The 26,815-nt window shown below is 71.0% G+C and carries 32 protein-coding genes and 2 tRNA genes; 26 read left to right on the top strand and 8 right to left on the bottom strand.

From position 1 onward, the window contains the following. Positions 1–5 precede the first annotated feature (5 nt). The 7 genes from B7W94_RS01285 to B7W94_RS01255 all read left to right on the top strand — a co-directional run bounded on the left by B7W94_RS01285 (position 6) and on the right by B7W94_RS01255 (position 5,021). Positions 6–806, top strand: coding sequence for an enoyl-CoA hydratase/isomerase family protein (locus B7W94_RS01285; protein ID WP_085603754.1), 801 nt, complete (start codon positions 6–8; stop codon positions 804–806). Positions 807–922: 116 nt separating this feature from the next. Continuing rightward, the gene (locus B7W94_RS18425; protein WP_139833219.1) at positions 923–1,957 is read left to right on the top strand and encodes a hypothetical protein; all 1,035 of its coding nucleotides are present in this window, start codon (positions 923–925) and stop codon (positions 1,955–1,957) included. Further along, a complete protein-coding gene (locus B7W94_RS01275; protein ID WP_085604126.1) occupies positions 1,957–2,751 on the top strand; it encodes an inositol monophosphatase family protein in 795 nt (264 codons plus the stop codon). The genes B7W94_RS18425 and B7W94_RS01275 overlap by 1 nt, the downstream gene beginning before the upstream one ends. A gap of 239 nt (positions 2,752–2,990) precedes the next feature. Further along, entirely contained in the window at positions 2,991–4,139 is a 1,149-nt protein-coding gene (locus B7W94_RS01270; RefSeq protein ID WP_253247350.1) for a M23 family metallopeptidase, read from the top strand. 68 nt (positions 4,140–4,207) lie between these two features. Then, a tRNA-Thr gene (locus tag B7W94_RS01265) sits at positions 4,208–4,279 on the top strand. Between the two features lie 32 nt (positions 4,280–4,311). Next, positions 4,312–4,385: transfer RNA gene (locus B7W94_RS01260), tRNA-Met, on the top strand. A 156-nt stretch (positions 4,386–4,541) separates the two neighbouring features. Next, positions 4,542–5,021 carry a hypothetical protein gene (locus B7W94_RS01255; RefSeq protein WP_085603747.1) on the top strand — a complete coding sequence of 160 codons (480 nt, stop codon included), beginning with the start codon at positions 4,542–4,544 and terminating at the stop codon, positions 5,019–5,021. 9 nt (positions 5,022–5,030) lie between these two features. On the opposite strand, the gene B7W94_RS01250 is transcribed toward B7W94_RS01255, so the two are convergent. Continuing rightward, on the bottom strand, positions 5,031–5,855 hold the full coding sequence (locus tag B7W94_RS01250; RefSeq protein WP_253247349.1) for a CPBP family intramembrane glutamic endopeptidase: 825 nt from the start codon (positions 5,853–5,855) through the stop codon (positions 5,031–5,033). Positions 5,856–6,010: 155 nt separating this feature from the next. Here B7W94_RS01250 and B7W94_RS18020 point away from each other — a divergent pair, with 155 nt between their 5' ends. After that, positions 6,011–6,172 carry a hypothetical protein gene (locus B7W94_RS18020; RefSeq protein ID WP_172400040.1) on the top strand — a complete coding sequence of 54 codons (162 nt, stop codon included), beginning with the start codon at positions 6,011–6,013 and terminating at the stop codon, positions 6,170–6,172. Positions 6,173–6,178: 6 nt separating this feature from the next. Here the strand turns inward: B7W94_RS18020 and B7W94_RS01245 are convergent, their stop codons facing one another. Both B7W94_RS01245 and B7W94_RS01240 read right to left on the bottom strand, forming a co-directional pair. After that, the gene (locus B7W94_RS01245; protein ID WP_085603744.1) at positions 6,179–7,846 is read right to left on the bottom strand and encodes an MDR family MFS transporter; all 1,668 of its coding nucleotides are present in this window, start codon (positions 7,844–7,846) and stop codon (positions 6,179–6,181) included. Continuing rightward, positions 7,846–8,457, bottom strand: coding sequence for a TetR family transcriptional regulator (locus B7W94_RS01240; protein ID WP_085603741.1), 612 nt, complete (start codon positions 8,455–8,457; stop codon positions 7,846–7,848). Before B7W94_RS01240 ends, B7W94_RS01245 begins: the two co-directional genes overlap by 1 nt. A 175-nt stretch (positions 8,458–8,632) precedes the next feature. Between B7W94_RS01240 and B7W94_RS01235 the strand changes: the two genes are divergently transcribed. The 9 genes from B7W94_RS01235 to B7W94_RS01195 all read left to right on the top strand — a co-directional run bounded on the left by B7W94_RS01235 (position 8,633) and on the right by B7W94_RS01195 (position 12,705). Then, entirely contained in the window at positions 8,633–9,070 is a 438-nt protein-coding gene (locus B7W94_RS01235; protein WP_025104399.1) for an Asp23/Gls24 family envelope stress response protein, read from the top strand. Next, positions 9,067–9,258 carry a DUF2273 domain-containing protein gene (locus B7W94_RS01230; RefSeq protein WP_025104398.1) on the top strand — a complete coding sequence of 64 codons (192 nt, stop codon included), beginning with the start codon at positions 9,067–9,069 and terminating at the stop codon, positions 9,256–9,258. The genes B7W94_RS01235 and B7W94_RS01230 overlap by 4 nt, the downstream gene beginning before the upstream one ends. Continuing rightward, complete coding sequence (locus B7W94_RS01225; RefSeq protein WP_029989602.1) at positions 9,255–9,596, top strand: hypothetical protein; 342 nt, start codon at positions 9,255–9,257, stop codon at positions 9,594–9,596. The genes B7W94_RS01230 and B7W94_RS01225 overlap by 4 nt, the downstream gene beginning before the upstream one ends. Further along, the gene (locus B7W94_RS01220; protein WP_025104396.1) at positions 9,593–10,159 is read left to right on the top strand and encodes a hypothetical protein; all 567 of its coding nucleotides are present in this window, start codon (positions 9,593–9,595) and stop codon (positions 10,157–10,159) included. Before B7W94_RS01225 ends, B7W94_RS01220 begins: the two co-directional genes overlap by 4 nt. Beyond that, on the top strand, positions 10,156–10,854 hold the full coding sequence (locus B7W94_RS01215; protein ID WP_025104395.1) for a hypothetical protein: 699 nt from the start codon (positions 10,156–10,158) through the stop codon (positions 10,852–10,854). Before B7W94_RS01220 ends, B7W94_RS01215 begins: the two co-directional genes overlap by 4 nt. 14 nt (positions 10,855–10,868) lie before the next feature. After that, positions 10,869–11,042, top strand: coding sequence for a CsbD family protein (locus B7W94_RS01210; protein WP_025104394.1), 174 nt, complete (start codon positions 10,869–10,871; stop codon positions 11,040–11,042). A gap of 117 nt (positions 11,043–11,159) precedes the next feature. Continuing rightward, positions 11,160–11,726, top strand: coding sequence for an RNA polymerase sigma factor (locus B7W94_RS01205; RefSeq protein ID WP_085603738.1), 567 nt, complete (start codon positions 11,160–11,162; stop codon positions 11,724–11,726). After that, positions 11,723–12,325, top strand: coding sequence for an Asp23/Gls24 family envelope stress response protein (locus tag B7W94_RS01200; protein ID WP_085604120.1), 603 nt, complete (start codon positions 11,723–11,725; stop codon positions 12,323–12,325). Before B7W94_RS01205 ends, B7W94_RS01200 begins: the two co-directional genes overlap by 4 nt. Next, positions 12,322–12,705 (top strand): hypothetical protein, encoded by a 384-nt coding sequence (locus tag B7W94_RS01195; RefSeq protein WP_253247348.1) that lies wholly within the window; start codon positions 12,322–12,324, stop codon positions 12,703–12,705. The genes B7W94_RS01200 and B7W94_RS01195 overlap by 4 nt, the downstream gene beginning before the upstream one ends. Positions 12,706–12,722: 17 nt before the next feature. On the opposite strand, the gene B7W94_RS01190 is transcribed toward B7W94_RS01195, so the two are convergent. Beyond that, positions 12,723–13,568, bottom strand: coding sequence for an SDR family oxidoreductase (locus B7W94_RS01190; RefSeq protein WP_085603735.1), 846 nt, complete (start codon positions 13,566–13,568; stop codon positions 12,723–12,725). Positions 13,569–13,661: 93 nt separating this feature from the next. Here B7W94_RS01190 and B7W94_RS01185 point away from each other — a divergent pair, with 93 nt between their 5' ends. The 7 genes from B7W94_RS01185 (at position 13,662) to glmM (ending at position 19,796) form a co-directional block, all read left to right on the top strand. Continuing rightward, positions 13,662–14,027: a winged helix-turn-helix transcriptional regulator gene (locus tag B7W94_RS01185; RefSeq protein ID WP_085603732.1), complete on the top strand. Its 366-nt coding sequence runs from the start codon at positions 13,662–13,664 to the stop codon at positions 14,025–14,027. Between the two features lie 98 nt (positions 14,028–14,125). After that, positions 14,126–15,664: an APC family permease gene (locus B7W94_RS01180; RefSeq protein WP_085603729.1), complete on the top strand. Its 1,539-nt coding sequence runs from the start codon at positions 14,126–14,128 to the stop codon at positions 15,662–15,664. 38 nt (positions 15,665–15,702) lie between these two features. Beyond that, positions 15,703–16,551, top strand: a complete 849-nt coding sequence (truA, locus tag B7W94_RS01175) for a tRNA pseudouridine(38-40) synthase TruA (RefSeq protein ID WP_085603726.1) — start codon at positions 15,703–15,705, stop codon at positions 16,549–16,551. 53 nt (positions 16,552–16,604) lie between these two features. Continuing rightward, positions 16,605–17,273: an endonuclease/exonuclease/phosphatase family protein gene (locus B7W94_RS01170; protein ID WP_085604114.1), complete on the top strand. Its 669-nt coding sequence runs from the start codon at positions 16,605–16,607 to the stop codon at positions 17,271–17,273. Between the two features lie 191 nt (positions 17,274–17,464). After that, entirely contained in the window at positions 17,465–17,911 is a 447-nt protein-coding gene (gene rplM, locus B7W94_RS01165; RefSeq protein ID WP_025104385.1) for a 50S ribosomal protein L13, read from the top strand. A 26-nt stretch (positions 17,912–17,937) separates the two neighbouring features. Next, positions 17,938–18,423, top strand: a complete 486-nt coding sequence (gene rpsI, locus B7W94_RS01160; protein WP_025104384.1) for a 30S ribosomal protein S9 — start codon at positions 17,938–17,940, stop codon at positions 18,421–18,423. A 14-nt stretch (positions 18,424–18,437) separates the two neighbouring features. After that, entirely contained in the window at positions 18,438–19,796 is a 1,359-nt protein-coding gene (glmM, locus tag B7W94_RS01155; RefSeq protein ID WP_085603722.1) for a phosphoglucosamine mutase, read from the top strand. A 66-nt stretch (positions 19,797–19,862) separates the two neighbouring features. Here glmM and B7W94_RS01150 read toward each other — a convergent pair whose 3' ends face one another. Then, positions 19,863–21,380, bottom strand: coding sequence for a hypothetical protein (locus tag B7W94_RS01150; RefSeq protein WP_085603720.1), 1,518 nt, complete (start codon positions 21,378–21,380; stop codon positions 19,863–19,865). Further along, positions 21,311–22,096, bottom strand: coding sequence for a glycosyltransferase family 2 protein (locus B7W94_RS01145; protein ID WP_085603715.1), 786 nt, complete (start codon positions 22,094–22,096; stop codon positions 21,311–21,313). Before B7W94_RS01145 ends, B7W94_RS01150 begins: the two co-directional genes overlap by 70 nt. A gap of 54 nt (positions 22,097–22,150) precedes the next feature. On the opposite strand from B7W94_RS01145, the gene B7W94_RS01140 reads away from it, so the two are divergent. Next, entirely contained in the window at positions 22,151–22,597 is a 447-nt protein-coding gene (locus tag B7W94_RS01140) for a GtrA family protein (protein WP_085603712.1), read from the top strand. 18 nt (positions 22,598–22,615) lie between these two features. Here B7W94_RS01140 and B7W94_RS01135 read toward each other — a convergent pair whose 3' ends face one another. Both B7W94_RS01135 and B7W94_RS01130 read right to left on the bottom strand, forming a co-directional pair. Then, positions 22,616–24,079 carry a polysaccharide biosynthesis tyrosine autokinase gene (locus tag B7W94_RS01135; protein ID WP_085603709.1) on the bottom strand — a complete coding sequence of 488 codons (1,464 nt, stop codon included), beginning with the start codon at positions 24,077–24,079 and terminating at the stop codon, positions 22,616–22,618. Positions 24,080–24,182: 103 nt separating this feature from the next. After that, a complete protein-coding gene (locus tag B7W94_RS01130) occupies positions 24,183–25,547 on the bottom strand; it encodes a polysaccharide biosynthesis tyrosine autokinase (protein ID WP_085603706.1) in 1,365 nt (454 codons plus the stop codon). 70 nt (positions 25,548–25,617) lie between these two features. On the opposite strand from B7W94_RS01130, the gene B7W94_RS01125 reads away from it, so the two are divergent. After that, entirely contained in the window at positions 25,618–26,769 is a 1,152-nt protein-coding gene (locus B7W94_RS01125) for a hypothetical protein (RefSeq protein ID WP_085603703.1), read from the top strand. Positions 26,770–26,815 lie beyond the last annotated feature (46 nt).

Below are 26,815 nucleotides of genomic sequence, written 5' to 3'. Positions count from 1 at the left end.
AAGCCATGAGTGATGCCATCCTGTTCGCCGTCGACGAGGGGATGGCGCGGCTCACGCTCAACCGTCCGACCCGCCTCAACGCCTTCAACGCCGATCTGGCGTACGCCTGGCGGGATGCGACCGTCGAGGCGACGTCGCGCGACGACGTGCAGGCCATCCTCATCGACGCGGCGGGACCGGCGTTCTGCGCGGGCGGCGACGTGATCGACATGGCGACGACCATGGGGTCGTCCGGGGCGGAGATCACCGCGCTGGCGGAGGTCATCAACACCGGGATCCGCGCGCTCACGGAGTCGAGCGTGCCCGTGGTCGCCGCGGCGCACGGGACGACGGCCGGTGGCGGACTCGGCATCCTGCTCGCCACGGACTACGCGGTGGTGGGCTCGCGGTCGCAGCTCGGGAGCCTGTACGCGAACATCGGCCTCACGCCCGACCTCTCCGTGTCAGCCCAGCTCGCGCGGGCCGTGGGTCAGCGCCGTGCCCTCCAGCTCGTGCTGCAGGACCGGCTGCTCACGGCCGCGGAGGCCCTCGACTGGGGCCTGGTGGCCGAGGTCGTGGAGGGCGAGGACGGCAGGACGGAAGCCGACCGGGTCCGTGCGCGGGCCGAGGAGATCGCGCGGTTCTGGCTCGCCGGCGCCGCCGACGCGTACGGGCAGGCCAAGCGGCTGGTGCGGTCGCAGCCGGAGCGCACATTCGCCGAGCAGTTGAGCGAGGAGGCCCGGTCCATCGGCGCCGCCCTGGAGACCCCGGACGCACAGGCGCGGGTCGCGGCCTTCGCGGCGGCCTCCGCGAAGAAGGCCGGCTGACCCTTCCTCCCCAGACCGCGGTCGGACCCCGATCTCCTTCGCACTCGAGGGAAGCCGGAACAAGCGGGCCCGCGCGTGGCAGGATGAAGGCATCGCCGCTCGACGAGAGGATCCCCATGTCCCATCCGGACACCGCCCGGCTGCAGCCGCAGGGTGACAAGAAGAACATGTCGCTGCTCATCAGGGGCTCGCTGTGGGTCGCGATCGGCGCCCTCATCGCCGCGGCTCTGGTCTGCGTCGTGTGGGTCCTGGTCGGTGATCAGAACGGCCTCATCGGTCGCGCCTTCCTCACGATCCTCCTGCTCGCCGCCTTCGCCGGGATCGCCATCCTCGAGGCGGGCCTCGCGCCGAACCGGCCGGACTGGCTCCAGCTCGCGAGCATGGTCTCCTGGGTCATCGCGCTCCTCGTCGGCCTCGTGAAGATCTGGCTCCCGGAAGACGGGCTCTACTTCGGCGCGGAGCGCTTCTTCCAGCTGCTGCTCGTGATCGGGATCCTGCAGCTCGCACTGCTCCATGTGCGGCTCTTCACCCGTGCCGCGCAGCGCCATGTCACGACCTTCACGAAGGTGATCCACATCGTGACGATCGTCTTCCTCGGCGCCCTCGTCGCCCTGCTGGTCTTCTTCCTCGCGTTCCCCAACACCTTCGACTACACCGAGCTGTACTGGCGCATCGTCGTCGCCCTCACGATCCTCGTCGCCGTCGGCACCACGCTCATTCCGCTGCTCAACGCCCTGTTCGCGCCGAAGAAGGCTCCTGCCGCCCGGCCGGTCGCCTCCGCGCCGTCCTGGCCGACCTACGCCGACGGGATCACGCCCCTCCCGGTCCTTCCGGACGGGAGCCCGGACTGGAATGCGTTCTACACGGGGTACCCCTCGACGGCTCCCCAGGCCCTGGGTCAGGCGCCCGCCGCGGGGTTCCCCGTGGCGACCCCGCCCCTGGCGCCGACGGCTCCGGCCCTTCCGGACTTCGCGGCGCCTCCCGCTCCTGGCCCTGTGCCTCCCGCGCCCGACCTGCCGGCGCCGCCGCAGCCGGCGTCGCCCTCGTCGGCACCTGCGCAGCCGGCGCCGCCGCAGCCCGCTCCGCCCACCCAGGGTGAGCCCCCGGCCTTCCCTCCGCCGCCGCCCGCACCCTCGCACCCGGCGCCGTGATCGACGCTCTGGAGCTCAGCGCGCTGGCGACGGAGATCGCCGAGGAGGCGGGTGCGCTCGCCCGTACCCGACGCCGGGAGGGCGTCCGGCTCGCGGCGACCAAGTCGACACTCGCCGACATCGTGACCGAGGCGGACCGCGAGGTGGAGGCGCTCATCCGCGAGCGACTGCGCGCGGCGCGGCCGGCGGACGGTTTCCTCGGCGAGGAGTCGGGGGCGGCCACCGGCGACAGCGGCATCACGTGGGTGGTCGACCCCATCGACGGCACGGTGAACTACGCCTACGGCATCCCCGCGTACAACGTGAGCATCGCGGCCGTCAGCGGTCCTCCGGAGCCCGACGCATGGGAGGCGCTGGCCGCCGCCGTGCACGCTCCCGCTGTGGGGGAGACCTTCACCGCGGCACGCGGCCACGGTTCCTGGTCGGACGGCGTCCGGCTCGCGGTGACCGCGGTGACCGACGCTGGGGCACTCCTGGCGACCGGGTTCGGCTACGACCCGGCGACGCACGACGGCGACCTCGCGACGGTCCGCCGGGTGATGCCCATCGCCCGGGATCTCCGCCGTATGGGTTCGGCGGCCCTGGACCTGGCCTACGTGGCGGCGGGCCGACTGGACGGATACTTCGAGCGCGGCCTCAAACCGTGGGATCACGCGGCGGGTGCCCTGCTCGTCCAGGAAGCGGGTGGGCGCGTGAGCCGGATCGACCGGAAATCGCCGCGGCCCTTCCTGATCGCGGGTGGCGTGACCGTGCACGACCGACTCCGGGATATCCTCGATGAGGAAAAACCCTGACCGATCCATGGCTTTCACAGGAGGATCGGGGTAGTGTTTACCCGATCGTTACTTTCACCACCCGAAGGTGAGAGTTGTCATTGCGCCCCCGAGCATCACGAACGACCGAGAGATTAGCTTTGCCCTTCGAGAACCCCCAGGCTGCCGCTGCGCCCACGCGCCGGTCCAGCCGCCCTCGCACTGCGGCCTCCGAGGCCTCGGCGAGCGGGTCGACGGCACCCCTCGCTGACGCGGAGACCGTGATCGCCCTCGCTGCTGTCATCCCCCTGTCCCGTCGCGCCGCGCGTCAGCGCCAGGCCGAGGTGCCCCCGGTGCCGGTCGCACCCGAGGAGCCCTTCATCGCCGCGGCTGCACCCGCCATCGCCGATGTCCCCGCGGTGCCCGTCGTCGCCGAGATCGTCGAGAAGTCCGAAGACACGGTCCCGGTCGAGGACATCGCCCCGGCATCCGAGCCCTTCGTCGCCGAGGCTGACGCCGAGGGCGACGCCTTCGAGCGCGCCTCCCGCGCCTTCCGTGAGACCGGCTCCATCCCGACTGCGTCGACGTCCCGGCGTTCGGCCTTCGTCGCGAACGCCGCATCGCAGGCCGCGCCGAAGATCGACACCGCCGGCCTCGCGGCCGTCGGTCCTCGCCGCACCCGCCGCATCCGCAAGACCCTCGCCGCCGGTGCCACCGTCGGCGCGATGGGGCTCGCCGGACTCCTGGCCGTGTCCATGACCCTGCCCGCGGAGGCCGTCGCGGCCGCCCAGGGCGGATCCCTCGCCTCGACGTCCCTCGTCACCGCGGCCGCCGCCGACGCGGCAGGCTCGGCGGACGACGAGATCCAGGCTTTCGTCGCGCCGTCGGGCGTGCAGAACGAGCCGCTCTCGCGCGCCGACAACTTCAGCACGGTCTCGCTCGTCGAGGTCGCCGCCGAGCAGGGCATCAACTACTCCGGTGAGATCTTCACGAACGACCCGGACGCCGCCATCCAGTGGCCGTTCCTCGTCGGAGTGGGCATGAGCTACGGCTACGGCATGCGCAGCGGCCGCCTCCACGAGGGCATCGACTTCGTGCCGGGCAACGGTGCGCCCATCCAGGCGATCGCCGACGGCACCGTCCGCATCGCGACCGAGCAGGGTGCCGCCTACGGTGTCACGGTCTACATCGACCACGTCATCGACGGCTCGGTCATCACGAGCCACTACTCGCACATGCAGTACGGCTCGCTGCAGGTGAAGGCGGGCGACAAGGTCAAGGTCGGCGACATCGTCGGCAAGACCGGTAACACCGGCCGCTCCTACGGGGCGCACCTGCACTTCGAGCTCATCGTGAACGGGACGACCATCGACCCGATGCCGTGGCTCAAGAAGAACGCCGGACGCACGTCGCTCACCTCGGAGGAGTGACCGTCTCGATTTCATGAGGACGCCACAGTGATGGTATTCTCGTGTGGTTGCCCCGCGAGGGGCAGCACGCCCCGATAGCTCAGTGGCAGAGCACTTCCATGGTAAGGAAGGGGTCGTCAGTTCAATCCTGACTCGGGGCTCGGAGTTCGCATCTGCGATGCGGATGCCGTGCGGCAGGGTAGCTCAGTTGGTGAGAGCGCACGACTCATAATCGTGAGGTCGCGGGTTCAAGCCCCGCTCCTGCTACAGAATGAAACCCCCGGAACCTTCCGGGGGTTTTGTCGTCTCCGGCCACCGTGCCGGGATACCGTCCTCACCCCGCGCGGAGCGTCCTAGAGTGTGTGACGCGTCGGCCTCCCGGCCGGCCACCGAGATGGCGGGCATCGAGGGACGAGGTCTGTCGTGTCTGCGCCCGATCGCCGTGCAAGCATCGTGTTCCGGGACGCCCGGCGTGCCCTGGAGGAAGCCGTCGCGGACGGGCGCGGTCATTCCCTCGGGCTCGAAACACTCGCGCCGCACGAGTCCTGGGACGTGCTGGTCGCCGAAGGGTACGGGCGGGCGCTGCTGACCGGCGCCCTCGCCGGAGCACTCGCCGGGCTGCTGCGGCACGGCGTGAGCGTCGCCGACGTGCTGAGCTGTCCTGCTGTCCCTCTCGGGGTCGAACTCGGGCCGACCTCCCTTCGACTCGTCAGGGGATGGCTCGCGGACGGCGTGGCCGAGATGGATGATGCCGTCGTATCACGGACGATGGTGGCCGGCGTGGCCGATGATCTCATCGGTGCCTCCGACGCGGCCCTGGCCGTCGGCGATGCGCACCGGGTGGCCGTGCTGGTCTTCGGGATCGCGGCGGTCGGCACGCACACAGTCTGGCGCGCGGTGTGATCCGGGCGGTCAGCGCTGCCGAGCGAAGGTGTCGGGGGCGGAGGCTCCGACCCGACCGCGAATGAAGATCATCAGCACGAGGCCGGCGACGATCACGACGATGTTGCCGAGTCCCGCGATGGCTGTCAGCCCACCCTCGGCGGGGTGCAGCGTCTGCAGGAAGATGCTCGGGTCGGTGCTGGCGTGCAGGAGGATCGGGGCGAGGATGGTCCGGGTGACGCGGAGCGCGAGGTACATGCAGATGCCGAAAGCGAAGGTGTACACGAGCTGGAAGAGGGTCGGGAACAGGTCCTGTCCGGTCAGCAGGTTGCCCGAGTGCAGCCCGGCGAAGATCGCCGCAGAGATCACCGCGACGACGAGCTCGCGCGCCCCCGCGTCGCGCATCATCTTCACGACGAGGCCGCGGGTGAGGACCTCTTCCGCGAAGCCGATGGCGAGTCCCGCGAGCAGCCAGGTCGCAACCACATCCAACCCGACGCTGCCATAGTCGATCGTGAGGAAGCGGAGGACGTTGAACAGCAGGACCGCGACGATCGCGATCCACATCCATCCCGCTCCCCGGATCGGCTGGCGCCCGAACACGGGGCGCCACCACCCGACCGAGGCGATGAACCCGATGAGCAGGAGACCCCCGACGAGGATCGGAAGGACGTCGTAGACGAGGACGCCGGCTGCGCTGGCCGGGTCGTCGACCTGCGCGGCCAGCGGGAGGAAGGCGAGCGAGAACAGCTGATAGAGGCCGTAGTACACCGCCGCGAGCAGGAGGGCGCGCCACCAGCCTCCGCGATCCCAGAAGCGCTGCCAGGCGGAACGGTGCGGTGCGGCGTCGATCACGGGTGCTCCTCGAAGGGGATGGCGGGCACCTCCAGTGTGACGGCTCCGCCCGCGCGGCGCGGGCGCCGGGCGGCGACACGCCGTGTCAACCCCCTCGGCCCCGGCAGCCCGCCCGCCCAGACTGGCCGTCCGGATCCCCAACGTCAGGAGGCGCCATGTCCGACACGTCGAACACCCAGGACAACCAGGAGGAGATCGAGGCCATCGGCGTCGACCCCGACTTCGTCACCACCGATCACGACCCCGAGCCCGATGAGCTCCCGGCGACGGGCGGCGGGGAGGACGACGACGACGTCGACGTCGCCGACCTCCCCTAGCGCGGGCTACCTGCCTGTGGGCGCCGAGCCGGTCTCTCCCGGCTCGGCGTCCGTGCGTCCGGGATCGACGCGCCCGGCGGTGCGGAGCTCCGCCTCCAGACGCTCGGCCTCCTCGCCGCTGATCGCCTCACCGCGGGCCACGAGTCCGGCCTGATCCGACAGCGGGATCTGCTTGAGGAACAGCGACAGGATGAGCGCGAGCGCGATGAAGGGTACGAGGTACCAGAACACCGGGGCGAGCGCGTCCGCGTACGCCGTGACGATGCCGTCGCGCACCTCGTCCGGCAGACTGTTCAGCGTGGCGGGGTCGATCGTTGACGCGGCCTGGGACGCGGCCTCGGGGGATGCCCCGGCGCCGGCGAACACACCGAGGAGGTTCTCCGTCAGCCGCGTGGTGAAGATCGTGCCGAACACCGCGGTCCCCAGCGAGGCGCCGACCTCGCGGAAGTAGTTGTTCGTGCTCGTGGCGGTGCCGATCTCGCCTGCCGGAACGGCGTTCTGCACGACGAGCACGACGACCTGCATGATGAGGCCGAGCCCGGCGCCGAAGACGAACAGGAACGCGCAGATCAACCAGATCGGCGTCTCCGCCGACAGGGTGGTCATGGCGACCATCGCGATGCCGGTGATGATGGTGCCGAGGATCGGGTAGATCTTGTACTTCCCGGTCTTCGAGATCGCGATGCCGGAGAAGATCGAGGTCCCCATGAGGCCCACCATCATCGGGATCATCAGCAGCCCCGACGCGGCGGCGGACGTTCCGGACGACATCTGCAGGAACGTCGGGACGAAGCCGATCGCCGCGAACATGCCGATGCCGAGGACGAGGCCGATCGCGGTGGCGTTCACGAAGATCGGGTTGCGGAAGAGGCTGAGCGGGATGATCGGGTCCTGCACGCGCGACTCGGTGATGACGAACGCCGTCGCCGACACCACGAGGCCGGCGCCCCAGGCCCAGGTCGCCAGGGAATCCCAGCCGAACGCGGCGTCGCCGCCGAAGTCGGTGAAGAAGATGAGGCACGTCGTGGCCGCGGACAGGAAGAGCACGCCGAGGATGTCGATCGGCTTCTCCGCCTTCTTGCTGGGGAGCTTCAGCGCCACGAGGGCGATGAGGAACGCCGCGATGCCGACCGGGATGTTGATGTAGAACGCCCACTGCCAGGTCATGTGGTCGACGAAGAAGCCGCCGAGGAGCGGTCCGGCGACCGCGGAGAGGCCGAACACCGCGCCGAGCGGGCCCATGTACTTGCCGCGCTCGTTGGCCGGCACGATGTCGGCGATGATCGCCTGCGAGAGGATCATGAGCCCGCCGCCGCCGAGGCCCTGGAGGGCACGGAAGACGACGAACATCCAGAAGTCCGTCGCGAAAGCGCAGCCGACCGAGGCGAGCGTGAACAGGGCGATGGCGACGAGGAACAGCGACCGCCTGCCCAGCACGTCGCCGAACTTGCCGTAGATCGGCATGACGATAGTGGTGGCGAGCAGGTAGGCCGTGGTGATCCAGACCTGATGGTCGACGCCGCCGAGCTGGCCGACGATGGTGGGCATCGCGGTCGACACGATCGTCTGGTCGAGGCTCGCGAGCAGCATGCCCGCGATCAGGGCGCTGAAGATGATCCAGATGCGGCGCTTCGTCAGGAGGAAGGGCGCATCCGCGGTGGCGGTGGCGGACATCAGTGGGCTTTCTGTGAAGGGGAGTAGAGGTCGCGCGCGAGGCGCAGCCGGCGGGTGATGAGGTCGGCGAACGGTTCGGTGGAGTGGTTGTGCAGCAGCTGCTCCATGCACAGGCGCACGAGCGCGCCGACGGAGTGGACGAGCACCTCCGCGCGCAGCTCCGCGTCCGGCTCCGTGCCGATGCGGCGGGCCACGAGGGCGATGTCGCGGCGCTCGTGCTTCTCCTGCTGCTCGAAGGCGGCCCGCAGCAGCCGCGGCTCCTGCTCGATGACGGCGAACAGCTCCACGGCGTGCTCGATGGGATCGAAGAGGGCGAAGCGCTCGATGGTGAGCTGCACGAAGTCGTCCAGGAGATCGCCCTCGCGGTCGAGGAAGGCCGCTTCGAGCTCCTCCTGGCGGGAGTCGATGACGGCGAAGCCGAAGACCGCGTTCTCCTTGCTCTCGAAGTAGTTGAAGAACGTGCGCCGCGAGACCCCGGCGTCGGCGCACAGCTCCTCGACGGTGAAGCCCGCGAAGCCCCGCTCGGTGGTCAAGCGGCGCGCGGCTTCGGTGAGCGCGCGCGTGGTCCGACGCTTGCGCTGCTCCCGGGTGGACTCTGCACTGTTCTCCATAAAGTGCAACTTTGCACTCTGAACCTTGGAGTGCACTGAGAGGTGCTGCCGAGAGGCGAGCCGAAATTCGTTCGGAGAAGTTTGTGACATTCTGTGCTCCCCGACCGTCTTAGTGGTGTCGTGAGAACACGGCCCGCGCGGGAACCGCGTGGTCACACGGATGAAGGAGCTCGAGATGGCGAACGTGACTGGGGGCACCCAGCCCAAGGCTCAGGTCGTTCCGGCGTCGCAGGGGGCGGCGGGGAAGACCACGATCGAGGATGCGGTGGTCGCGAAGATCGCCGGCATCGCGGCACGAGAGGTGGACGGGGTCTACGCGCTCGGCGGCGGCGCCGCACGCATGATGGGCGCCATCCGCGACGCCCTCAACACGACCGACCTCGCGCAGGGGATCAGCGTCGAGGTGGGCGAGACGCAGGTGGCCGTCGACGTGACGATCGTGGCGGAGTACCCGGTGTCCCTGCAGAAGGTGGCCGACCAGGTGCGGGCCGCGATCCACCGGGCCATGGTGGAGCTGGTGGGCATGGAGGTCGCCGAGGTGAACGTGACCGTTAACGACGTGCACATCCCCTCCGAGGACGACGACGAGGCTCCGGAGGCGCGAGTCCAGTGAACGCCTCGGTGATCGGCGGAGCTGCGGCGACGGTGCTCGCGCTGACCTGGATCGTCTGGGGGTTCTGGGCGTTCCTGCTCGTCACCCTCGCGATGCTCGTCGGTGCGGTCGTCGGCCGCATCGTCGACGGTCGCCTGGACGTGCGGGCGCTCGCCGACGTGGTGCGCGGGCGGCGATCGTCCTCATGAGCGTCGCAGTGACGGACGGGCCGACGACCGTGGCGGGGGCCACGGTCGTCGAGGCCCGGGCGCTGCATCGGCTCGCGCTGGGGATCGTCCGCGATGTCGCCGGAGTCGGCGCGGGAGACGCGAGCGTCGACCTCGCCGACAGCCGCGGCGACCTGCGGGTCTCCGTGGCGGTCCCGGTCGTCCTGGGGAGCCGCGGGGGCGGTCCCGTGGCGGTCCGCGCCGACGCCGTGCGCGACGCGGTCGTCCGCGGCATGCGCGAGCTGGCGGCCCGCCGCGTGGGAGCGGTGGACGTGCGTTTCACCGGAGTCCGGCGTGAGGACGAGAGGAGAGTGGCATGACGGCGAACACGACGACGTCGCGGCGACTGCTTCGTCGAGAGGCGAGGGCGACGCGCCGGGGCCCGGCGATCGCGCTCGCGGTCGTCCTCGCGGTGCTCCTCCTCGCTCTGCTGGGCGCGATGGTCGCCGGGACTCTCGACGCGGGGTTCCGCGCGCAGGTCACCGGATGGCTCACGCCCGTCACGGCTTCCGCCGCGGCGCCTGCGGTGATGATCGCCGCCGGGGCCGTGCTCGTGGTCGTGGCGCTGCTCCTCCTCGGACTCGCCGTGCTTCCCGGTCGGCGGGCCCGTCGCACGCGGCTCGCCGCACGGGCCGCGCTCGTGATCGACGACGGGGTGCTCGCCGACGCCATCGCCGACGGCACCGCGCGCCGGATCGGCGTGCCACGCGGCCAGGTGCGCGTGACCGTCGGACGACGCACGGTGCTGATCCGGGTCACGCCCACGAGCGGGGTCCCGGTGGATGCGGCCGCCGCGGGAGACGCGGCCCTGCGCGTGCTGGACGAGACCGGATTCCGGCTCTCGCCGCGGGTGCAGGTGGCGCGGGAAGGAGTGATCGCATGACGTCGGCAGGGACCGTCGCGAACCGGATCGTCCTCCTCGGAGGAGCCGCGATGCTTCTGGGCGGGGGCGTCGTCCTCCTCGCTGCGGGACTGCGGGGCGCGGGGGCGCTTCCGGCCCCCGCCGAGGATGTGCTCGCCGAGGCCGACGGTGTCGTGGCGTGGTCGGGGGCCTGGGGCCTCGACATCCCCGGTGCGGGCTTCGTGCCGCTGTGGGCGCTCGCGGGGCTCGCCGCCGCGGTGCTGCTCGTCGTCCTCCTCCTCGCGTTCCTGCTCACCCGCAGGCCGCGGCGGGAGCGCACCCTTCTCCGGCTCGCCGGTGAGGGCGGCACGACCACCGTCGACCGGAGTGTGGCGGAGCAGCTGCTCGCAGCCCCCCTCGCCGATCGAGCGGACGTGCTGGCCGCCCGGGTGACGAGCCGGAAGGCCGGCCGCGAGATCGCTCTCGGCCTCGTGGTCACTCCACGCCCCGGCGCGGCCCTGGGGCAGGTGCTCGCCGCCGCCGATGCGGTCGTGCAGGAGTGGGACGCCGTCACCGGGACGCGGATGCCGGTCGTCGTGCACATCGCGGACCGCGGCTGGCGGGAACTCTTCCGCTCCCGGCAGCGGATGCGCCGTTCGCTGGTGGCCGGACAGAGCACGGCGGCGCGTGAGCCGCACAGCACACAGACATCGACCCCGACCGTCGGGGTCGTGTGAGGAAAGGAGGCGCCATGAGCGCGGAGGACAAGATCAAGGCCGCAGCCGAGAAGGTCGCAGGCAAGGCCAAGGAGGTCGTCGGCGAGGTCACGAACAACGACAAGCTCGTCGCCGAGGGCAAGGCCGAGCAGGCCAAGGGCGATGTCAGGAACGCGGCCGAGGATGTCAAGGACACGTTCACCAAGTGACGGAAGGGGAGGAGGCGCCCGGAGGGGCGTCTCCTCCGCCCGCGCGCAGAGGGTCGATCCGATCCGATGCGGCGCGGGCTCCGAACGTCCGGGGAACCGTGAACGAGGGGTGGGGGAATGGCAGCCGATCACTGGGGTGAGGCGCTGGAGCAGGCCGGAGACCGTATCGTCGCCGGCCGCGCGATGGACGGCGACGTCGCCGCGTTCGCGGTGCTCGTGCGCAGGTACACGCCGATGATGAGGGCCTACACGCAGCGGATGCTCAACGCGTCGGCGGAGGTCGACGACATCGTGCAGGACGCGTTCGTGACGGCATGGCAGCGGTTCGGTGAGCTGGAGGACCCCGCGAAGGTCAAGAGCTGGCTCATGCGGATCGTGAGCCGCAAGGCGGTGGATCGGCTGCGCCGGACGCGTCCCGCGCTCGACGTGGACGAGATCGACCGACCCGCGCCGCCGCAGGCATCGCCCCATGCGGTCGTCGAGGCGAGAGCGGGCGTCGAGGCCCTCGGCGCGGCCCTGCGCGAACTCCCGGAGGCCCAGCGCGAATGCTGGGTGCTGCGGGAGCTGGCCGGCTACAGCTACGACGAGATCGCCGAGGAGCTCGGCATCCCCGTCAGCACGGTGCGCGGACTGCTGTCCCGCGCGCGACGGTTCCTGATCACACGGATGGAGGCGTGGCGATGACCGATCACCACGAGGACGACCAGCTGCGCCGCCTCGGCCTGGAGCCCGCCGACCTCGACGGGCACACGATCGAGGAGCTCAGCGACTACTTGGACTCCGGCCGCACCCCGCGGAATCCCGCCATCGAGGAGTCGCCGGGGTGCCAGCTCGCGCTCGATGCCCTGGAGAGGCTGCGCGGGCTGGGCAGCGCCCTGATGGATGAGGATGTCTCCTCCGCGCCTGCCGCGGACGAGAGCTGGGTGGAGAGGATCCTCAGCGGCATCGCGATGGACGCCCAGGCGGGGCGCCGCATCCCCTTCGCCTCCGATGATCCGGACGTGGAGCTGGCGATCACCGAAGGCGCCGTGCGCGGACTGGTCCGTGCCGCGGAGGAGGCCGTCCCCGGCGTGCTGGTCGGCCGGTGCCGGCTGGAGGGCGATGTCACAGAGCCCGGAGCGCCGGTGCGGGTGGCGATCGACGCGAGCGTGCGCCTCGGCGACCCTCTCCGTCGCGTCGCCGACCGGCTGCGCGCGGAGGTGGAGGCCCGGCTGCGTCGTCATACCGAGCTGCAGGTCGTGGCCATCGATGTCGCGATCACCGACGTCAGGGAGGGGGCATGATGCCCGGCACCGAGCTGTCGAAGGAGGAGCGCGCGGGTCTCGCGCTCCGGATCGAGGCGGCGCTGCGCGCCTGCTCCGGGGTGCGCGGCGTATACCGATCGGGCTCCCTCGTCTCCAACCTCCTGCGTGCGGGTGCGTCGGCGTGGGGGAACGAGCGCGGAGTCGAACCGATCGTGTCCGTCGCCGCCGGAGCGGACGGCGTGGCGGTGGAGGCGGCGATCGGCGTCGACGGGCGGGTGCGCAGCGTCGCGACGCTACGGCATGCCCGTGACGCCGTGGACGCGGTGCTGCGGGCCGAAGGCCTGCGCCGCGGGAGCCTCACGTTGACCGTCGCCTACGTGCAGAGCGCCACGGAGCCGGGGGAGCGCCGCCGTCCATGACGGCGGCGCTCCTCACATCACACCAGGGCGCGGAGGCCCTCGACGAGCGGGGTCGTCGGGCGGCCGATGAGGCGGCGGAGGGTGCCGTCGGTGTCCGCTAGGGCGCCGTCGCGGATACCGGCGTCCAGGGCGACGACGAACCCGGCGGTGCCCTCGTCGAGGCCGGCGGCGCGGAGCGCGGCGAGCTGCTCGTCGGCGGAGAGCGGGACGAACACGACCTCGCGGCCCGTCACCTCGGTCATCGCGGCGGCGAGGTCGGCGTAGGTCCATGCGACGTCCCCGCCGAGCTCGTAGACCGCACCGAGGTGTCCGTCCTCGGTGGCGACGACGGCGGCGGCCTCGGCGTAGTCCTTCCGGCTGGCGGAGGCGACGCGGCCCTCTCCGGTGCCGGCGCTGAGGGTGCCGGTCTCCGCTGCACGAGCCAGGTCGGCGGCGTAGTTCTCGGTGTACCAGTTGTTGCGGAGGATCACCGCGGGAAGGCCGGCGGCCGCGATGAGCTCCTCGGTGGCCTTGTGCTCGGGAGCCAGGACGAGGGAGCTCGTGGTGGCCTTCGGAGCGCTCGTGTAGACGAACTTCGACACCCCGGCATCCTTCGCGGCCTCGATGACCGCCTGATGCTGCGCGACGCGCTGGCCCACCTCCGAGCCGGAGACGAGCACGACGGTGTCCACGCCGTCGAGCGCCGCCGCGACCGACGCCGGGTCGGTGTAGTCGAGACGGACGACGGGCACGCCGAGGTCGGCCCCCTTGGCGAGGTCGCGCGCACCGGCGCGGATCGTCTGCGGGTCGACGCCGCGCGCGAGCAGGGCGGCGACGATGAGGCGGCCGAGGTGACCGGTCGAACCGGTGACGAGGATGGTCATGGGAGTCCTTTCGTTGCTGACTCCCCGGACAACCCCGGCAGCCGTGCTCCGCATTCCTTTCGGTGGGTACCCACTTTTTGGTAAGGTACCCACATGACGGTGAGCTTTGCGCAGATCCGCGATTCCCAGCCCGCTCTCTTCGATCAGGGGTGCGGGACACGCGTCATCCTCGACCACATCATGAGCAAGTGGGGCGTGCTCGTGCTCTCCTGCCTCTCCGACGGCACGCGGCGCTGGGGCGAGCTGCGTCGGGAGGTGGACGGCATCAGCGAGAAGATGCTCGCGTCGACCTTGCGGACCCTCACCGACGACGGCCTGGTGCATCGGGAGTCGCTGCCGACGGTGCCGCCGCATGTCGCGTACAGCCTCACGCCTCTCGGGCGTGACCTGATGGAGCGGATGCTTCCGCTGATGGAGTGGGTCGCGGCGCACGCCGACGGAATGCTCGGTCGCGACTGACCCACGGAATCCTTCGCGTATCCGAACGCGACGCATGGATTCCGTTGCAGAAACAAAAGGATTGACGGGATACCGCAGCGAGCCGTACTGTTCAGGACATGGCAACGACGCCCATCCACCTCGAACGCCCCGACGGCAAGGGCCTGGCCGCAGGCACCCTCGGCCTGTGGGGCTCCACCGTCATCGGGCTCGCCTCCACGGCCCCCGTCTACTCGCTCGTCGCGACGCTCGGCTTCGTCGTGCTCGCCGTCGGTGCGCAGGCGCCGATCGCCTTCATCATCGCCTTCGTGCCGATGCTGCTGATCGCCTTCGCCTATCGCGAGCTCAACAACGCCGTCCCCGACTGCGGCACCACGTTCACCTGGGGCACCAAGGCCTTCGGGCCGTGGGTGGGCTGGATGGGCGGCTGGGGCGTCGCGGTCGCCGGCATGGTCGTGCTCGCGAACCTCGCGCAGATCGCCTCCGTGTACTTCTGGTCGCTGATCGGGCAGGACCTCGAGAACAACGACTGGCGCGTCGTCGTCGTGGCGGTTCTCTTCATCGCGGCGATGACCTGGGTGAGCTGGCGCGGGGTCGAGATCGGCGAGCGCATCCAGAACGTGCTCCTCGCGATCCAGTACCTCGCGCTGGCGATCTTCATCGTGGCCGCCCTCTGGCAGTTCTTCACGGGCGACGCCCCCGACGCCACCCCGTTCTCGTGGGAGTGGCTGAACCCCTTCGGCTTCACCGACTGGTCGGGCTTCACCGAGGCGATCCTCCTCGCGCTCTTCATCTACTGGGGATGGGACACCTGCCTCGCCCTCAACGAGGAGACGAAGGACCCGAAGCGCATCCCCGGCCGCGCCGCGGTGCTCACGTGCGTCATCCTCCTGGTGACGTACGTCGCGGTGACGATCGCCGCGATGATGTACGCCGGACTCGGCCAGGACGGCACGGGACTCGGCAACGAGGCCAACGCCGACGACTTCTTCCTGGCCATCAAGGACGGGCTGCTCGGACCGTTCGGCTGGGTGCTCGTGGTCGCGGTCATCATCTCGGCGATCTCGTCCACCCAGACGACCATCCTCCCGACCGCCCGCGGCACGCTCGCGATGGGCGTGTACAGGGCGCTCCCGGCGAAGTTCAAGGACGTGCACCCCGTCTACAAGACGCCGTCGTTCTCGACCATCGTCATGGGCGTGGTGGCTTCCCTCTACTACGTCGGCATGACCCTCATCAGCGACAACATCCTGCAGGACTCGATCCTCTCGCTGGGCCTCGCGATCGCGTTCTACTACGCCATCACCGGTTTCGCCTGCGTCTGGTACTTCCGTGCCGACCTGCGCCGCTCGACCCGCGACCTGTTCTTCAAGGGCATCTTCCCGCTGCTCGGAGCGCTGCTGCTGACCGGCGCGTTCGTGCAGTCGGCGATCGACATGTGGGATGTCGACTACGGCTACACCGTGCTCTTCGGCATCGGCGGCACGTTCGTGATCGGCATCGGGTCGCTGGCGATCGGCCTCGTCCTGATGTTCCTCTGGTACCTCTTCCCGCGGTCGAAGCGGTTCTTCCGGGGCGAGAGCCTGAACCGGGAGACCGAGGTGATGGTGCCGGAGGAGCCGGGCGCGATGATCCGCTCGGTCGACGGCGGCATCTGAGGCGCAGGGTGCGCGCGCGGCTGTCCTAGGCTGGCCTCGTGCGCATCCGGCTCGACATCGCCTACGACGGCACCCATTTCCGCGGGTGGGCCACGCAGCCCACGCTCCGCACGGTCCAGGGGACGCTGGAGGCGGCGCTCGCCCGGATCGTCGGCTCCGACGTGCGGTTCGTCGTCGCCGGACGGACGGACGCCGGCGTGCATGCGAGCGGACAGGTCGCGCACGTGGATCTCGACGAGGCGCAGTGGGCCCGGATCCAGGCACGACACGGCCGCGCCGCCGAGGATCCCGCGGGCAGCATCGCGGCGCGCATGCGCGGGGTGCTCGGCGCCTACCCCGACGTGTCGGTCGTGCGCTCCTCCCTCGCCCCCGAGGGCTTCGACGCGCGCTTCTCCGCGGTCTGGCGGCGCTATCGGTACCGGCTCGCCGACGACCTCGCCGGCTATGACCCGCTACGGCGTCTCGACACCACGACGATCCGCGGTCGGCTGGACGCCGAGGCCATGGACGCCGCCGCCCGGACCCTCGTCGGTCTGCACGACTTCGCCGCCTACTGCAAGCCGCGCGAGGAGGCCACGACCATCCGCACGCTGCTCGACTACCGGTGGCAGCGGGACGCGGACGGGGTGCTCGTCGCGGAGGTGAAGGCCGACGCGTTCTGCCACAGCATGGTGCGGGCCCTCGTCGGCGCCTGCGCGGCGGTGGGGGAGGGGCGCCTCGACGTGGGCGACCTCGTCGTGCTCCGCGATGCCCTCACGCGGACCAGCGAGTTCAAGGTGCTCGCCGCCCGCGGGCTCACGCTCACCGAGGTCGGATACCCCGCCGACGATCTCCTCGCCGCGCGGGCAGCCCAGACCCGCGCCCGCCGGGACCACGAGACCGACTGATCGTCCGGATCCGGAGCCGGGGCACAGATGGGGCGGGTAGCGTGGGGACGATCATGAAGGTCATCTCCTACAACCTGCGCAAGCACCGGGCCGCCGGCGAGCTCGCGGCGCTCGTCGATGAGCATGATCCCGACATCCTCTGCCTGCAGGAGTGCGACGTCCCGGAGCTGCCGGACCGGATCGGCGGCCTCGTGCTGGCGGATGCGACACAGGGCAACCGCCTCGGTCTCGCGCTCTTCTATCGCGAGAGCACCTACCTTCTGCAGGGCATCCGCACCCTCGGCCTGAAGAAGTCGCTGCACGATCGCATCGCGAAGCCGGCGCACGAGCGCGTGCTCGGCGCGCGCCTGCGCGACATCGACGACGGCGGCGAGTTCATCGTCGCGTCCTTCCACGCCGCGCCCCTGACGGCGTTGAACTCGCTGCGGCGGCATCAGATCCGTGCGGCGCTCGCCGAGCTCGCGACGCTGGGCGAGGGGCTGCCGCAGCTCATGGTGGGGGATTACAACTACCCCGTGTTCAAGGAGAACCTCGGGCAGGCCGTGCGCGACCAGGGCTACGCGCTCTCCCTCAGCGACGACCACACCTACACGCGCTACCGCGTCTTCCGCGGGCACTACGACTTCGCGACGTCGTCCGGCTTCGAGATCGAGCGCATCACCACGCTGCCGCAGCGTTCCAGCGACCACCGCCCGATCCTCGTGACGGTCCGCCCGGACTGAGCCCGGGCGCCGGCGGGTTTGGGAATGCCGTTCCGGTGGCGTATGCTGACTCTTTGGTGCCCTTCCCTGTCCTGCGGGGAAGACGCACATCCGAACGTGAGCCCTCCACTGGCGTGTTCCTCCCCGTAGGGAAGAACCACCCCGGAGTGGGATTCACGAACACCTCCGTTCGACAAGAAAGCAGCACTATCGTGACGCGCACTTACACCCCCAAGGCTGGCGAAGTCCAGCGCGACTGGGTCGTCATCGACGCCACCGACGTCGTTCTCGGCCGTCTGGCTTCGCACGCGGCGACGCTCCTGCGTGGCAAGCACAAGCCGACCTTCGCCAACCACATCGACTCGGGTGACTTCGTCATCATCGTGAACGCCGACAAGGTCGCGCTCACCGGTCAGAAGCTCCAGAAGAAGATGGCGTACCGCCACTCCGGCTACCCGGGTGGCCTCAAGGCCGTCAGCTACGCCGAGCTCCTCGAGAAGAACCCGGTCCGCGCCGTGGAGAAGGCCATCCGTGGCATGCTCCCGAAGAACAGCCTGGGCCGCCAGCAGCTGTCGAAGCTGAAGGTGTACGCCGGTGCCGAGCACCCGCACGCCGCGCAGCAGCCCCAGCCGTACACCCTCGACCAGGTCGCCCAGTAAGCGCCGTACAGACTAAGGACATACTCGTGGCTGACATCCAGGACTCCACCGAAAACCTCCAGAACTTCTCGACGTCGACCCCGGAGACCGACGCGGTCGAGGCGGCTCCCCGCCCCGTGCTGAGCGTCCCCGGCGCCGCTGTCGGCCGTCGCAAGCAGGCCATCGCCCGCGTGCGTCTGGTTCCCGGCTCGGGCACCATCACGGTCAACGGCCGCACGCTCGAGGACTACTTCCCGAACAAGCTGCACCAGCAGCTCATCAACGACCCGTTCACCGCGCTGAACCTCGCCGGTGCCTACGACGTGATCGCCCGCATCTCGGGTGGTGGCGACTCCGGCCAGGCCGGCGCCCTGCGTCTCGGCATCGCGCGTGCCCTCAACGGCATCGACGCGGAGAACAACCGTCCGACCCTGAAGAAGGCCGGCTTCCTCTCGCGCGACGCCCGCGTCAAGGAGCGCAAGAAGGCCGGACTCAAGAAGGCCCGTAAGGCGCCTCAGTACTCGAAGCGTTAAGGTCCACTGCTCCGATGCCGATCTTTGGCACGGACGGCGTGCGAGGACTCGCCAATGGCATCCTCACCGCCGACCTGGCGCTCACCCTGGCCCAGGCGACTGCTGTCGTCCTGGGCCAGGGCCGTACGGCGGAGGCCCGCAAGGCCGAAGGCAAGCGACTCACCGCCGTCGTCGCCCGTGACCCGCGGGTCTCCGGGCACTTCCTGACCGCTGCCGTCGCCGCGGGCCTCGCCTCCTCGGGAGTCGATGTCCTCGAGGCCGGGGTCATCCCCACGCCCGCTCTGGCGTTCCTCGTCGCGGATCGCGATGCGGACTTCGGCGTGATGATCTCCGCATCGCACAACGCGGCGCCCGACAACGGGATCAAGATCTTCGCCCGCGGCGGACGCAAGCTCCCTGACATCGTGGAGCAGCGCATCGAGGAGGCCATGCACGGCGAGATGCTGCGCCCGACCGGTGCCGGCGTCGGCCGCATCGACCGGTTCTCGGACGCCGAGGACCGCTACGTGGTGCACCTGCTCGCGTCGCTGCCGCACCGTCTCGAGGGCATCCACGTCGTGCTCGACTGCGCCCACGGCGCCGCCTCCGGTGTCTCGCCGGAGACGTTCCGCGATGCCGGCGCCGAGGTCACGGTGATCGGTGCCGACCCCGACGGCTGGAACATCAACGACGGCGTCGGTTCGACCCACCTCGACAACCTCGCCGAAGCCGTCGTCCGGCTCGGCGCCGACGTCGGCATCGCGCACGACGGCGACGCGGATCGCTGCCTCGCGGTCGACGCACAGGGCAACGTCGTGGACGGCGACCAGATCATGGCCATCCTCGCCGTGTCGATGAAGGAGCGCGGTCGTCTCACCGACGACACCCTCGTGGCCACGGTCATGAGCAACCTCGGCCTGCACGTCGCGATGCGCGAGCACGGGATCACGGTGCGTCAGACGGCCGTCGGCGACCGCTACGTGCTCGAGGACATGAACGCCGGCGGCTACGCCCTCGGCGGCGAGCAGTCCGGCCACGTCATCATGAGCGAGTACGCCACCACGGGTGACGGCCTGCTCACCGGTCTGCATCTGGTGGCCGAGATGGCGCGGCAGGGCAAGTCCCTCGCCGAGCTTGCGTCCGTCATGACCGTGTACCCGCAGCTGCTGATCAACGTCCGCGACGTCGACAAGGATCGCGTCGCCGATGACGAGGTCGTGCAGCAGGCGGTGCGCGACGTCGAGGCCGAGCTGGGCGATACCGGGCGTGTGCTGCTGCGCAAGTCCGGCACCGAGCCGCTGGTGCGCGTCATGGTCGAGGCGGCCGACTCCGAGTCGGCCCGCACCTACGCCGAACGTCTCGCGGCGGTCGTGCAGGAGCGCCTCGCGCTCTGAGCCCGTCGTCTCCGAACCGGTCGGTCGCCTCGGCGGCCGGCCGGTTCGTCGTCTCCGGAGGCCCGGTCAGCGCGCCGCGCAGAGGCGGCTCGTCGTCCCCTCGACCAGCGTCGCCGTGGGGCAGTCATCGAGGGCCAGTCGCGGTGCCTCGGTCATCGACGGCGCATCCTGCAGGCCCAGATGCGCGCCGATGAGCACCACCAGCGGCACCGCCCAGCCCCAGCGCTCCGCGGCGACCCATTCGACGTCGTTCTCCTCGACCCAGGCCCGCAGCGGCTCCACGTCGGCGCGCTGCGCGGCGAGCGTCAGCCCGCGGGAGGTGACGGTGTCCGTGACATGCAGCACGGCCCCCGTCGCGACGATCGCGCCGACCAGCGCCGCCGCCACGGTCCCGACGATCCGCCAGGCGCGTCGCTCGGGAAGCCGTGTGACCGCCCACACGGCGACGGCGGCGAGGAGGGGGAAGAAGGCGAGGATCCCCGGTGCGGGATGCCGGACCCACAGCGGCAGCCGCGACGCCGTCGCCCACCAGGCCACGAACGCGAGGGCCCCGACGACGGCGGCGAGAGCGTAGGCGATCACCACGCGTTCCTCGGCGGTGGCCGTGCGCCAGCGGCGGACGACGCCGAGCGTCACGAGGGCGAGGGTGAGCACGGCGCCGAGGAGCGCGACGATGGGCGGCAGCGACCCGGAATCGGCGAGGGTGCCGAGCTTCTGCAGCACGGTCGTCGCCGCGTCGGTCTGCCCGCCGCTGCGCACGAAGCGGACGAAGGCGCGCAGATGCTCAATGAACCCCGCCGGGCCGAGGGCGAGAAGCGCCCCGAGCTCGAAGAGGGCGGTGGGCACCGCCGAGAGAAGCAGCGGGAGCCAGGCGCGGCGCAGTGCCTCGCGGACGCGGGCCCACCCGCGGCCGTCGGCGAGGACCCACAGCGCGACCGCGAAGGCCGGGAGGGCCAGCGCGGCGATGAGCTTGGCCTGCACGGCGAGGCCGACGAGCAGTCCCGCGAGCCAGGCCCGCCGCGGCAGGACGGTGAGAGCCCAGACCAGGAGCGCCGCGGCAGGGATCTCACCCAGCAGGTCGGCGGGCCCCTGGATAGGGGAGACGCCGGCACCGGCGGTGAACGCCAGCGGGACGGTGACCGCGAGAAGCGCCGCCCAGCGCCCGCCGATGCGCCGCCCGAGGGCGGCGAGCCCGGCGAGGAGCAGCACCCAGAACGCGAGCGGGACGAGCCGGCCGGCGAGCACCGGGTCCATGCCGGTCGCCAGGAGCGCCGCCACCGGGAGGAGAACGACCGGACCCGTGGAGATGCGGGGATCGAACGGCGTGATGGTCGAGCCGGACAGGGCGCCGTCACTGGCGTAGCCGAGCCCGGCGAGGAGATTGCGGGGCACGGTCAGATTGAACGCCTCGTCCTCCCAGAAGCGGGACACCGTGAGGCTGTGCCAGGCGAGGATGACGTGGCCGATCACGAGGGCGGCGGCCGCCACCCAGAAGAGGGCCGTGCGCAGCCGGCTCATCGGCGCACGGGCTCCGGACGACGGACGGAGCGGAGCGGAGCGGACGGACGCAGCGAGAGCAGCCATGCCTCGGTGAGCGCGGCGCGCACAAAGACCCGCAGGCGCTTCGGCGGCAGCGGGAGTCCGCCGCCGCGGCCCCACATGGTGCCGGTGGTGGATGCGCCACGGCGCGGGATGCTGGCCACCCGGACGTACCGCACGCGGAAGCCGCCGCGGGCCTCGGCGAGCGAGAAGTGCACGTGCGGCACCGTCGCGTCCGCGGGCACCGCCTCGACCAGGACCCGCAGAGCCTCGGGACGGTAGGCGCGCAGGGGCGTGTTGACATCGGGGATGCGTCGCCCGGCCGCGGCGGCGATGAGCAGCCCGACAGCGCCGGTGAGCGTCTTCCGGTACCAGGGGTCCGTGCGCCCGTCTCGCACGCCGTGCACGACGTCGGCCTGCTCGCCGGTCAGGGCCCGGAGCAGGCGCGGGAAATCGGCGCCGTGGAACTGCCCGTCGCCGTCGACGTGTACGAGCGCGTCCGGGTCGGCGGCGAGACCGGCGCGGTAGGCCGCGAGGGCGGTCGGACCGTGGCCGCGGTTGGCCGGCTGCACCACGACGGTGGTGTCGGCGACGTCGTCGAACTGGACGGCCGTGGCGTCCGTTGAGCGGTCGTCGGCGATGTGGAACGAGACCTCGTCGGCCAGCGGAGCGACCGCGGACCGGATCTCGTCGATGAAGCCCCGGATGCCCTCCACCTCGTTGTAGGCGGGCATGACGATGGCGAGGTGGCGGAGAGTCACGGAGTCCTTGCGGTGGCGGGGTGCGGAGGTGTCAGCCAGTAGCCTAGTTGAGCCATGAATCCTCCCTCCCGACTGCGTCGCCTCGCCGGCGTGGGCAGCCGCTTCCTCGTGGTCGGTGCCCTGAGCACACTGATCGAGGTCGGCGTCTTCAATCTCCTCGTCTACGCCTGGGGATGGGACGTCGTCGCCGCGAAGATCGTCGCCTCGCTCGTCGCCCTCATCAACGCCTACATCGGCAACCGCGAGTGGACGTTCCGGCACCGGGATCGTCGCGGCCGGGTCGCGGAGGTCGCCCTGTTCCTCGCGACCAACGCCGTGTGCACCGCGCTCGGCGCGGTGCTCGTCTGGGTGGGCGTCGAAGCGGTCGGCGGCATCCTCGGCCGAACGCCGGGCGCCGTGGCCGTCAACGCGGTGAACCTCGTCAGCATCGTCATCGTCGTGCTGCTGCGCTTCGTGCTCTACCACTCGATCGTCTTCCGGGTCGCGTCGCCGAAGGCCTGAGCGGCCGGCGGGGCGGCGTCAGGCACGGGCGGTCGTGCGCTTCTTCGGGGCGCTCTTCCTGCCCCTCCACCGTCCGAGCCTCCCCGTGGCCTTCGTGGACGGCGTGCCGTCGAGCTCGTGGGTCGAGCCGTAGGTGTAGGCGCCGTAGCCGTAGCTGTCCGGTCCCTTCGTCGGCAGCATCGTGACCACGACGCCCAGCAGCTGCACGCCCGCGTTGTCGAGGGCGCGGACCGCGCCGGACAGCTCCTGCTTCTTGGTCTTCCCCGAAGCGGCGGCGAGGATCACACCGCGCGTCTTGGTGCCGAGGACCGCTGCGTCCGTCACGAGGAGCAGCGGGGGTGCGTCGATCAGGACATAGTCGAAGTACTCGCCGAGCGCCTGGAGCACGTCGTCCATCGCCGCCGAGCCGAGCAGCTCGCTGGGGTTGGGCGGCACCTGGCCGCTGGGCAGGACGTACAGGTCGTTCCGCCCCCACTTCTGGAGGGCGTCCGCGACATCCATCCGGCCGATCAGCACGTCGGTGAGACCGGCGCCGCCCTCCAGGCCCATGTAGTCGGCGACGCGGGGAAGACGGAGGTCGCCGTCGATGAGCGCGACGCGCGCCCCGGTCTCCGCGAGGGCGATCGCCAGGTTCGCGGTCGTGGTCGACTTGCCCTCGCCGGGGCCGGCGCTGGACACGACGAAGATGCGGGGACCGCTGTCGAGATTGAGGAACTGCAGGTTCGTCCGAAGGCTGCGGAAGGACTCGGCGCGGGGGCTCCGGGGATCGGCGTGGACGATCAGCGGGCGCTTCGGGGCGTCCGGATCGAAGGCGATACCGCCGAGGACCGGACGCTCGGTGAGCGCCTCGATGTCATGCAGGGTGTGGATGCGGTTGTCCAGCACGGTGCGCAGCATGGCGATGCCGACGCCGAGGGCGAGGCCGATGACGCCGCCCAGCAGGGTGAGCATGCGCGTATTCGGGCTCACCGGAGACGTGGGGACCGCGGCCGGCTCGGTCACGGTGATCTGCACGGGGCTGACCGCGCCCTCCGCAGCCGGCTGCTCCAGCGTGTTCTGCACGGCGTTCTGGAAGCTCGCGGCCACGGCATCGGCGATCTCCGCTGCCCTGGCTGCGTTCCCGTCGGTCACGCTGACGTCGATGAGGACGGTGTTCAGCGGGGTCGTCGCGGTGACGCGACGGCTCAGGCTCGAGACGGTCTCGTCGAGATCCAGTTCCTCGATGACCGGGTCGAGCACGAGGGCCGTGCCGACCACGTCGACGTAGCTGGTCACCATCTGCCGCGCGAACGTGGTGCCCTGCACGAGGTCGCCGGTCGCGGCGCCTTCCGTGCGTACCGAGACGTACAGCTGCGTCGAGGCGACGTAGGAGGGCTGCTGAAGTGCCGCGTATCCGGCACCACCCACGACGCCGAGGACAAGCAGGATCAGGATCATGATCCAGTTGCGGTGCAGGATGCGCACATAGTCGCGAAGTTCCACGCGGCAGTTCTTTCTGTTGCTGGGCAGCTCCCGGTCGTCGGTGAGCCGCAGAGTCAAATCCCGATATTCTCACAAAACGCGCGCGTCGCGCCCCGGGTCTGCGTCATCGCGGAGCTCCGGCCGCCGCGGCGGCCTGCGCAGCAGGATCGCGCCGACCGGACGGCGCCTTCGTGAGGACCGTCCCGAGGACCGTGGCGCCGACCGCCTCGATGCTCTTGGCGGCCGCCGAGAGGCGGCCGGCCGGGGTGCTGCCGGACGCGGCGACGAGGATCGCTCCCGTGGTCACCCTGGCGATGACCGCGGCGTCCGTCACGAGGAGCAGGGGAGGGGCGTCGATGATGACCACGTCGAAGGCGGCGGAGGCCGCCTGCACGAGCTCCTCCATCGCCGAAGACCCGAGCAGCTCCGCCGGGTTCGGAGGCACGGTGCCGGCCGGCAGCACGAAAAGTGCGCTGCGTCCCCACCGCTGGATGACGTCGTTGAGACGCACGCGACCGACGAGGACGTCGCTGAGACCGACGCCGCCCTCGATCCCGAAGTACTCCGCCACGCGCGGGAGCCGCAGATCCGCGTCGATGAGGGCCACGCGATGCCCGGCGTCGGCGAAGGCGAGGGCGAGGTTGGCCGCCGTCGTGGACTTGCCCTCTCCGGGGCCGGAACTCGTGATGACGAAGACGCCGCGGTTCTCACGGAACAGGAAGTGCACGTTCGTGCGCAGGGCGCGGTAGGCCTCGGCGCGCGCGCTCTGCGGCGCCGAGCTGATCGCGAGGGGCCGCTCCTCCGTGCCGGTGTCGAAGGGAATGCGCCCGAGGAGGGGAACGGGCACGGCCGCCTCCACGTCGGACTGCGAGCGCACGCGCTGATCGAGCAGCGAACGCAGGAGGGCGGCTGCGAGGCCGAGGCCGAGACCGATGACCGCGCCGATCGCCAGCGAGAGCGGCATGTTCGGTGCGATCGGCGTCGTGGGCACCTGGGCCGCCTGCAGGGTGACGACGCGGATCGAGAAGGGGGTCTCCTGGCCGCGGCTCTCGAGGGTGTCGGCGACGACGGCGGTGAAGCTCTCCGCGATGCCGTTCGCGATCCGCGCGGCCTGGCCGGGGTTCGTGTCACGGACCTGGACGGTCACGATCGAGCTGTTCAGCTCCGAGGAGACCGCCGTGGCGGCGGCGATGTCCGAAGGCGACGCGGACAGGCCGAGGTCTTCGATCACGCGGTCGAGGACGAGGGAGCTCGTGACGACATCGCGGTAGGTCTGGACGATCTGGGTGGCGTAGCCGGTCGCCTGCGCGCGCTCCGTCGGGGAGGCCGTCTCGGACAACTGCACGGTGACCATCATCTGCGTCGACGCCTCGAAGCGCTGCGGGGTGAGCATCGCCACCACCGCGCCCACCGAGACCCCGATGAGCAGGCCGGAGAGGATGACGACGATCTGCCGTCGGACGATCCGGAGATAGTCCTGGAGCTGCATCGGTCTCCCCGCATGGTCAGGCCGGATCGGCGGTATGTTCTCTTGAGACTACCGATTCCCTGAAGGCGGCATGACGGCTCTCGACACTCTCTTCCCCGACGGCCCGCGCACGGACCATGAGAAGTCCGCCGTGCGCGAGGTGGCGTCCGCCGCGCGGTTGCGTGACCTCGTCGGGGATCCGCGCTCGCGCTCGCCCCGCGCCGCCGGCATGTCGGACACCAGGGAACTCGCGCGCCGCGCGGAGGCCGCCGCCCGTAGCGCGGTGCCCTTCGCCGCCGTCGCGCCCGCGGTCGCCTCGGAGGCCCCGCGCCGTCGTCGGAAGCTCGATCCGCTGTCCCTGTCCGCTGCCGCGCTGGCCGTCGTCGCGGTCGTCGCCGCGGTCACCGTCGGCGGGATCCAGGCCGCCACGGCGAGCCCCGCGGCCAGTGCGCTCGAGTCGCTCCAGGCCGATGAGGCGACCATTCAGAACGCGCAGCAGGCTCTGACGACGACCAGGGACGGCATCGTCGCCGACATCGCGACGCAGACGGCGGAAGCGACGGCGCTGCGCGCGGCTCTGCTCGACACCGCCACTGTCCCCGATCCGCTCTCTTCGGAGGGCGACGTGCTCGAGGTGACCGACCCCGCGCCGCGGCAGGCGGCGGTCGCGGCGCTCGACACCTACCTCGCGGGTCTCGCCGCCATCGACATCCCCGAGGCGCCCGACGAGTATCGGCGCGGAGACGTCGACGAGGATTCCCTGATCGAGGTCGGCGGTGCCATCGACGCGGCCCAGGAGCGCCTGGAGGCCCTCGACCGCGAGACGGCGGACATGCGAACGGTCCGAGGGACGCTCGACGCGCTCCGGCCGGCCGCCGCGCCGGCTCTCACCGCATTCGCCGGCTCGTTCATCCCCTCCGCCGAATCGGCGACAGAGGAGCGGCTGGGGGCCGGGGAGCCGTTCCGCATCGCCGTGACCCAGACGGCCGACGCCGCGGCCGCTGCCGACCCGTGGTCCGCGGACGCGCAGACGGCGTATGCGGCGTATCGCGATGCTTTCGGTGCTCTCGTCGAGGACCAGCTGCGGGCCGAGCGCGAGGAAGCCGATCGCCGCGCGGCGGAGCAGCAACAGCAGCAGAGCTTCCCGCAGAACCCGGGGACCGGCGGCACCACTCCGCCCGACCCGGTCGAGTCGCCCGCCCCCACGGAACCGGACACGCAGGACGGCGACGGCACCCCCTAACGCACGGACCTTCTCGTTTCCTGTGAGAGCATGGCACACAGGTGGA

The organism is Microbacterium sp. LEMMJ01 (assembly GCF_002114135.1).
In the GTDB taxonomy this organism is placed as follows: Bacteria; Actinomycetota; Actinomycetes; order Actinomycetales; family Microbacteriaceae; genus Microbacterium.
Note: the sequence above shows the minus strand (reverse complement) of the source record. Positions and strands in the feature narration are given on the sequence as shown.

Coding starts and splice junctions, on each gene's coding strand:
- B7W94_RS01205 (WP_085603738.1), top strand. CDS start 11,160: ATGGCAGCCGATCACTGGGGTGAGGCGCTGGAGCAGGCCGGAGACCGT.
- B7W94_RS01220 (WP_025104396.1), top strand. CDS start 9,593: ATGACGGCGAACACGACGACGTCGCGGCGACTGCTTCGTCGAGAGGCG.
- B7W94_RS18425 (WP_139833219.1), top strand. CDS start 923: ATGTCCCATCCGGACACCGCCCGGCTGCAGCCGCAGGGTGACAAGAAG.
- B7W94_RS01245 (WP_085603744.1), bottom strand. CDS start 7,846: ATGTCCGCCACCGCCACCGCGGATGCGCCCTTCCTCCTGACGAAGCGC.
- B7W94_RS01285 (WP_085603754.1), top strand. CDS start 6: ATGAGTGATGCCATCCTGTTCGCCGTCGACGAGGGGATGGCGCGGCTC.
- B7W94_RS01180 (WP_085603729.1), top strand. CDS start 14,126: ATGGCAACGACGCCCATCCACCTCGAACGCCCCGACGGCAAGGGCCTG.
- B7W94_RS01170 (WP_085604114.1), top strand. CDS start 16,605: ATGAAGGTCATCTCCTACAACCTGCGCAAGCACCGGGCCGCCGGCGAG.
- B7W94_RS01140 (WP_085603712.1), top strand. CDS start 22,151: ATGAATCCTCCCTCCCGACTGCGTCGCCTCGCCGGCGTGGGCAGCCGC.
- B7W94_RS01215 (WP_025104395.1), top strand. CDS start 10,156: ATGACGTCGGCAGGGACCGTCGCGAACCGGATCGTCCTCCTCGGAGGA.
- B7W94_RS01210 (WP_025104394.1), top strand. CDS start 10,869: ATGAGCGCGGAGGACAAGATCAAGGCCGCAGCCGAGAAGGTCGCAGGC.
- B7W94_RS01235 (WP_025104399.1), top strand. CDS start 8,633: ATGGCGAACGTGACTGGGGGCACCCAGCCCAAGGCTCAGGTCGTTCCG.
- B7W94_RS01190 (WP_085603735.1), bottom strand. CDS start 13,568: ATGACCATCCTCGTCACCGGTTCGACCGGTCACCTCGGCCGCCTCATC.
- B7W94_RS01200 (WP_085604120.1), top strand. CDS start 11,723: ATGACCGATCACCACGAGGACGACCAGCTGCGCCGCCTCGGCCTGGAG.
- B7W94_RS01150 (WP_085603720.1), bottom strand. CDS start 21,380: ATGGCTGCTCTCGCTGCGTCCGTCCGCTCCGCTCCGCTCCGTCCGTCG.
- B7W94_RS18020 (WP_172400040.1), top strand. CDS start 6,011: ATGTCCGACACGTCGAACACCCAGGACAACCAGGAGGAGATCGAGGCC.
- B7W94_RS01225 (WP_029989602.1), top strand. CDS start 9,255: ATGAGCGTCGCAGTGACGGACGGGCCGACGACCGTGGCGGGGGCCACG.
- B7W94_RS01195 (WP_253247348.1), top strand. CDS start 12,322: ATGATGCCCGGCACCGAGCTGTCGAAGGAGGAGCGCGCGGGTCTCGCG.
- B7W94_RS01130 (WP_085603706.1), bottom strand. CDS start 25,547: ATGCAGCTCCAGGACTATCTCCGGATCGTCCGACGGCAGATCGTCGTC.
- glmM (WP_085603722.1), top strand. CDS start 18,438: ATGCCGATCTTTGGCACGGACGGCGTGCGAGGACTCGCCAATGGCATC.
- B7W94_RS01125 (WP_085603703.1), top strand. CDS start 25,618: ATGACGGCTCTCGACACTCTCTTCCCCGACGGCCCGCGCACGGACCAT.
- B7W94_RS01185 (WP_085603732.1), top strand. CDS start 13,662: ATGACGGTGAGCTTTGCGCAGATCCGCGATTCCCAGCCCGCTCTCTTC.
- B7W94_RS01240 (WP_085603741.1), bottom strand. CDS start 8,457: ATGGAGAACAGTGCAGAGTCCACCCGGGAGCAGCGCAAGCGTCGGACC.